This window comes from Dialister sp. UBA1703 (assembly GCA_002320515.1).
Lineage (GTDB): Bacteria > Bacillota > Negativicutes > Veillonellales > Dialisteraceae > Dialister.
In genome coordinates this window covers 4,269-5,468 of record DCJJ01000101.1, presented here as the reverse complement: position 1 = coordinate 5,468, position 1,200 = coordinate 4,269, and the positions used below count along the sequence as shown (strand labels likewise).

Annotated in this window: 1 protein-coding gene; it reads right to left on the bottom strand. The window is 51.2% G+C overall.

What is annotated here, in order from left to right:
• Positions 1-167: 167 nt before the first annotated feature.
• Positions 168-827, bottom strand: coding sequence for a DivIVA domain-containing protein (locus B2Y11_RS04900; RefSeq protein WP_291056896.1), 660 nt, complete (start codon positions 825-827; stop codon positions 168-170).
• Positions 828-1,200 lie beyond the last annotated feature (373 nt).

Genomic DNA, 1,200 nt, shown 5'->3' with positions numbered 1-1,200 from the left:
ATAGAACAAAAAGCATTATCATCCATAACTACATGCAGCATCTCTCGAAACGACGTAGAGGCAGGAAGCAGACTGTCATTTGGCCAATTTCCGTGAAAATTTATGTATACAAAAGGGGCTGTGAAAAAATGTAAATCATTTTTTCACAGCCCCTTTTTTCATTGCTCTTATTCTTTCTTTTCTTCTGTTTCCTCTGCCGGAGCTTCTTCTGCTTCCGCCTTTTCCTCTGTTTCAGGAACTTCTGCGGTTTCCGCAGTTTCCACTGTTTCTGCCGTTTCCGTTTCTTCAGGCTTTGGCGTTTCTTCGGCCGCCGGCGTTTCTTCGGCCGCCGGTTCTTCTTTCTTTTCCTCCACCGGCGGGAAGCCTGCTACTTTGGGCGCTTCCATGCGGTCCAGGGCGTCGATGGCTGCCAGGGCCAGCTGCAGGTCCTTTCTGATTTTACCCACATAGGTCTTCATATTTCCTTCGGTGCGAATCATGTTTTCCACCAGACGGCGGCGGGATTCTTCCGCTTCCCGGATCTGCCGGTTTCCTTCCGCATGGGCATTGGCGATGAGGATTTCCGCATTCCGCTTGGCGTTTTTCTTCACGTTCTCCGCCGTATCCTTTGCCAGCTGCAGGGTATTGGTCATGGTTTCGGAAATTTTTTCATAGTTGGCCAGCTTGTTTTTCATCTGGTCCATCTGCTCTTCCATTTCCCGATGTTCCCGGTAAATCTGCTCGTAGTCCGCTACGATCTGCCGGAGAAAATCATTGACCTCTTCTTCGCTGTAGCCACGAAGCCCTTTGGAAAAGGTTTTGTTATGAATATCCATTGGTGTAATCATGGGTGCGCCTCCTTAAGTGATGTGAGTCTCTTTGTCTATTGTACTTGTTTTTGCCCATTTCAGCAACAAGGGGCCGCAAAGCGGCCCCTTGTTCAGAGAGGGAAGAAGGTTCGCCCTTTGGGCGAACAGGGGCGCGGCTGACGCCGCAGGTTGGGACCGCCTTTCGGCAGCAGGTTGAGTAGAAGGGTGGAGGAAAAGGTCCGCCCTGCAGGCGCCTGAACCTTCTTGCTTTCGGGAATACCGTACGTCTGCTGTCTGACCGTCTGACGTCTATCGTCTGAAGGTCTCCATGCTTTCGGGAATACAGTCCAGCGGACTGCGGTAAGCCGACAGCCGCCCCACTGTCTCACTAGCTATTTAAGGAGTCCCATGA

Bases quoted from the DNA above. Each gene is read 5' to 3' on its own strand.
- B2Y11_RS04900 (WP_291056896.1), bottom strand. From the start codon at position 827: ATGATTACACCAATGGATATTCATAACAAAACCTTTTCCAAAGGGCTT.